This window comes from Halomonas sp. 707B3 (assembly GCF_024158645.1).
In the GTDB taxonomy this organism is placed as follows: domain Bacteria; phylum Pseudomonadota; class Gammaproteobacteria; order Pseudomonadales; family Halomonadaceae; genus Vreelandella; species Vreelandella lionensis.
This window is the reverse complement of sequence record NZ_JAMZBE010000222.1, coordinates 1-4114: the sequence shown is the minus strand read 5'-3', so window position 1 is coordinate 4114 and position 4114 is coordinate 1. Positions and strand designations below refer to the sequence as shown.

At 56.0% G+C, this 4114-nt stretch carries 5 protein-coding genes; all 5 read left to right on the top strand.

The window, feature by feature from the left end; all coding sequences use genetic code 11:
• The first annotated feature begins 241 nt into the window (after positions 1-241).
• Positions 242-1303: a type IV pilus assembly protein PilM gene (gene pilM / locus BIS10_RS17770; protein ID WP_253507327.1), complete on the top strand. Its 1062-nt coding sequence runs from the start codon at positions 242-244 to the stop codon at positions 1301-1303.
• Complete coding sequence (locus BIS10_RS17765) at positions 1300-1869, top strand: PilN domain-containing protein (protein ID WP_253507325.1); 570 nt, start codon at positions 1300-1302, stop codon at positions 1867-1869. Before pilM ends, BIS10_RS17765 begins: the two co-directional genes overlap by 4 nt.
• The gene (locus BIS10_RS17760; RefSeq protein WP_253507322.1) at positions 1866-2513 is read left to right on the top strand and encodes a type 4a pilus biogenesis protein PilO; all 648 of its coding nucleotides are present in this window, start codon (positions 1866-1868) and stop codon (positions 2511-2513) included. Before BIS10_RS17765 ends, BIS10_RS17760 begins: the two co-directional genes overlap by 4 nt.
• Positions 2510-3028, top strand: a complete 519-nt coding sequence (locus tag BIS10_RS17755) for a pilus assembly protein PilP (RefSeq protein ID WP_083023687.1) — start codon at positions 2510-2512, stop codon at positions 3026-3028. Before BIS10_RS17760 ends, BIS10_RS17755 begins: the two co-directional genes overlap by 4 nt.
• 60 nt (positions 3029-3088) lie before the next feature.
• A partial coding sequence (locus BIS10_RS17750) for an AMIN domain-containing protein (protein ID WP_253507319.1) occupies positions 3089-4114 on the top strand: 1026 nt, incomplete at its 3' end.

Here is a 4114-nt window from a genome sequence, read left to right as displayed (position 1 = left end):
CAACAACCAGCGAAAATAGTGACAACACAAGAGTTCGTAAAAACGTCATGAACAGTGGGCACCCGTGAAAAGAAGAGTAGGTATGGTGGTGTAACCGCCATAGCGCGCAATTGGCTGCCATTATAGGAAGGGGAGGCAGCGGCCACCAGTGTTGATATAGCGAGGAGCATGGGCGTGTGCCTTAACTCAAAATCATGTAACCTCGAAACTCGCACGATAGGCAGGCGGAGCCGGAGTCAGCATGCGCTTACTAAAACCCAGTAAAGGGTTGATTGGTGTCGATATTACCTCGGCCACCGTCAAGCTACTTGAACTTAAACAGTGCAACGACAACTACCAAGTTGAGAGCTACGCCGTGCGCCCGCTTCGCGAAGGCGCGGTAGTCGAGCGCCGTATTCGTGACATGAACGATGTTGCCAACGTGCTTAGTCGCGCCGTTGAGCATGCCAAACCCTCGACGCGCAAAGCCGCCGTGGCCGTTCCGGCCAGCGCCGCGATTACCAAAACGCTCCAGTTTCCCATTTCGCTTAGCGAAGATGAGATAGAGGAACGCATTATTGCCGAGTCTGACCGGCATATTCCGTTTCCGTTCAGCGAGGTAGCGTTCGATTTCCATTGCCTAGGCCCCGCGCCCTTTGATGAAGAGCAGCAGCAGGTGATTTTGGTGGCGTGCCGCCAGCAGGATGTTTCTCAACTTACCGAAACCTTAGAGCGCGCAGGTCTTGAGCCTGCGGCGGTGGATGTGGAAACGTTCGCCATGGAGCGCTCGCTGGCCGAGCTACGCCGTCAGCTCAGCGTAGAGAACGACCCCAACGCCTGTGTCGGGCTGGTGGATATCGGTGCCAATATGAACGCCTTCCACGTGGTGCGCGGTGGTCATATTGTTTATAGCCGCGACACGGTGTTTGGCGGTCGCCAACTGACCGATGCGATTCGTGACCACTACGCCATGAGTAATGAGGAGGCCGGCTTTGCCAAAAAGCGCGGCGGCCTGCCGGATGACTATCACGAGAAAGTGCTGAATCCGTTTTTAGAAACCGTGGTACAGCAGGTAGGGCGCTCGCTGCAGCTCTACTACACTGCTGGTCGCCAGCATGAGGTGCAGCACATTGTGCTGGCGGGGGGCTCTAGCGTGATTTCTGGGCTTGCTGAGCGAATTGCTGAAGATAGCGGGATGTCGGTGACGATTGCCAACCCGTTCCAACGTATGCGTGTGAATAAACGCCTTAATATTGAAGGCCTAACCAATGATGCACCGGCCATGCTCACCGCTGGCGGTTTGGCGATGAGGGTTGGGTTATGAGCATCAAGGTCAATTTGCTGCCCTGGCGGGAAGCACGCCGTGAAAAGCGTACACGCCGATTTTATGGGGGAGTCGTGATGATGTTCTTAGCGGGTATTGGTTTAGGGCTGGGTGTCTTGCAAATTTATCAGCAGCAGTTATCGGCTCAGCAGCAGCGCAATGCGTATATCACGAACCACATTGAGCGCTTGAATAACGAAATCGCCGACGTGCAGCGCTATCAAGCAACCGCAGCCCGGTTGGGTGAGCAACTAACGCTGTTTCAAACCCTGCAAGCCGAGCGGATAGGCACTGTACAGTTGTTCAATAATATTGCTGCCAGCGTGGTGGATGGCGTGGTGTATCAGCGCCTTTCCCGCAGTGGTGAACAGGTTAGCTTTTCTGCCATGGCGGGCAGCGAGCGGCAGGTATCGGATCAACTGCGCCAAATCGCCAGCATGCCAGGGTTAGGGGTGCCACAATTCTCTGAGGTAGCCAGTGGCGAAGATGGTACCAGCCGAGTGTTCCAGTTTGACGTGGTACAGTCTGTCGTAGAAGAAGCCGCCGCTGAGGAGGAAGCGCCATGATCTGGGGGCGTGAACGCTGGCGGAGTGAGTGGCGGCAGCTGCAAGATGTAGATTGGCAGGGGCTGGATGTAAAAGAGGCGGGAGAGTGGCCTGCGCTATTAAAAGCGCTATGTGGGGTGCTGGCCTTTGTCATTGCCGTTGGCGGCTTGAGCTGGTGGTTGGTAAGCGACAAGCGTGCCGAACTAGAAGCGGCCCAACGCCAAGAAGCGCGCCTTTTGAACGAATATCGCAGCAAAGTATCCGAAGCGGCCTTTTTGCCTGAGGTGCGGGAGCAGTTGGAGGAGTTAGAGGAGCAAATGGCGACCATGCGCGCCATGCTGCCTACCAGCGCTGAGATTCCGTCGCTACTGGACAGCATCAGCGATGCGGCGGTGGAAAACAATTTAAGCATTGAAGCTATCCGTTTAAGGCCTACCGTGAGTAACACTCACTATGTGGAGCATCCGCTGGATATTCAGGTGCGCGGCGGCTATCACGAACTAGCGCAATTTGTGGCAGATATCAGCCAGCTTGCGCGTATTGTGACCCAGCACGATTTAACCCTTGCCCCTGCCGGGCAGAGTGGTGACTCGCTGCGCATGTCGCTGCTGGCACGCACCTATAGCTATATAGAAGCAGTGGAAGGGGAGGAGCCCGCCCCATGAAGCGTCTACTTAGCATTGGAGCGGTGGTTCTGTTAGCGGGCTGTGGCGATGCCAACCTGAGCCAGTTAGATACCGTGATGGAAGAGATTCGTCGTACACCGGCAGGGCAGCCACCGGTGATTATACCGACGATTCCTGAGTATCAGCCGGTAGATTACCGTTATCGCGAGGTGCGAAGCCCCTTCTTAGCACCAGAAAGCATTCGTGCCAACGACACGGTAGCAGTGATGGAGAGTGCACTCGCCCCGGATCAGCAGCGCACCCCCGAGCCGCTAGAGGAGTTTCAGCTGGAGGCGCTGCGTTTAGTTGGCACATTGCGCATGGGTGGGAAGCAGGTGGCGTTGATTAGCGCCCCTGATGGCAGCGTTTATAGTGTGCGTGAAGGCAACTATTTAGGCACTAACTACGGGCATATCACCGCGATTGGCCCGCAAGAAGTACGCATAACCGAACGTATTTTTAATCAGTTGCAGGGTTGGCAGGAGCGTCAGGCATCGCTCACCCTGAATGAGTAGGCTAAGCACATATCGCACGGTGCGCCCTATGTATTTTTACTTGTTATCGGATAACACGCTATGGTCGTCATGCTTCGTCTAATTACGCTGTCATTGTTAGCCCTGATGCCCACCTTTGCCCTTGGTTCAGTGCTAACGGACCTTGATGTGCGTTCAACCAGTGGCGGCGAGGTGGAGCTGGTATTGCAATTTAGCGGCGGCGTTGCCGAGCTTCGCGGCTATCGGCTGAATACTCCGCCGCGTCTAGCACTAGATCTAGCCGATACCCAAAGCAGCTTGCCTCAGCGGCGCATTAACGTAGACAGCGCAGGTGTGGAGCGTATTACCGCGCTGGAGGGCAATGGCCGTACACGGCTAGTGGTCGACCTGAGCGAGCCGCTGGACTACACCTCTCGCATAGAAGGGGATCAGCTGCGCATCACCCTAAGCCCTGAAAGTACTAGCGCTGCGAATGACAACTCGTCCGCAGGTATGAGTAGCGGGTTGGAAACTGCCCTAGGGCCGCAAGTAACGGATATCGACTTCCAGCGGGGGGCTGATGGGGCAGGGCGTTTGCTGGTCTCTTTTGATCGTGAAGGGGTAGTGACGCAAGTGCGGGAAGGGAGCGAGGGCCGCGTTATTGCTGAGCTTCGCGACGTAGATATTCCTGATTCCTTGAATCAAATTTACGATGTGACCGACTTTGCTACCCCCATTACCCGCATAACCCCCCGCACTGGCCAGCGGGAAACCCTGCTTGAGCTGCAAACTAACGGCCCCTACGCGATGATTTCATCGCAAAGCGGGCGAACACTCACCGTGGAAGTACAGCCGGTGAGCCAAGCCTCTCAGCAGGACCGCGCGCAGCAGGGAGAAAGCTTCACCGGCGACCGTCTGAGCCTCAATTTCCAAGATATTGAGGTGCGAGCCGTGCTGGCGACGCTGGCTGAGTTTACCGGCTTGAACCTAGTCGCCAGTGATAGTGTTACTGGGCGAGTAACGCTCAACCTCAACGATGTGCCCTGGGACCAGGCGCTGGCGCTGATTTTGCAAAGCCAAGGGCTCTCTAGCCGTGAACAGGGCAATGTGATTGTAGTAGCACCGGCC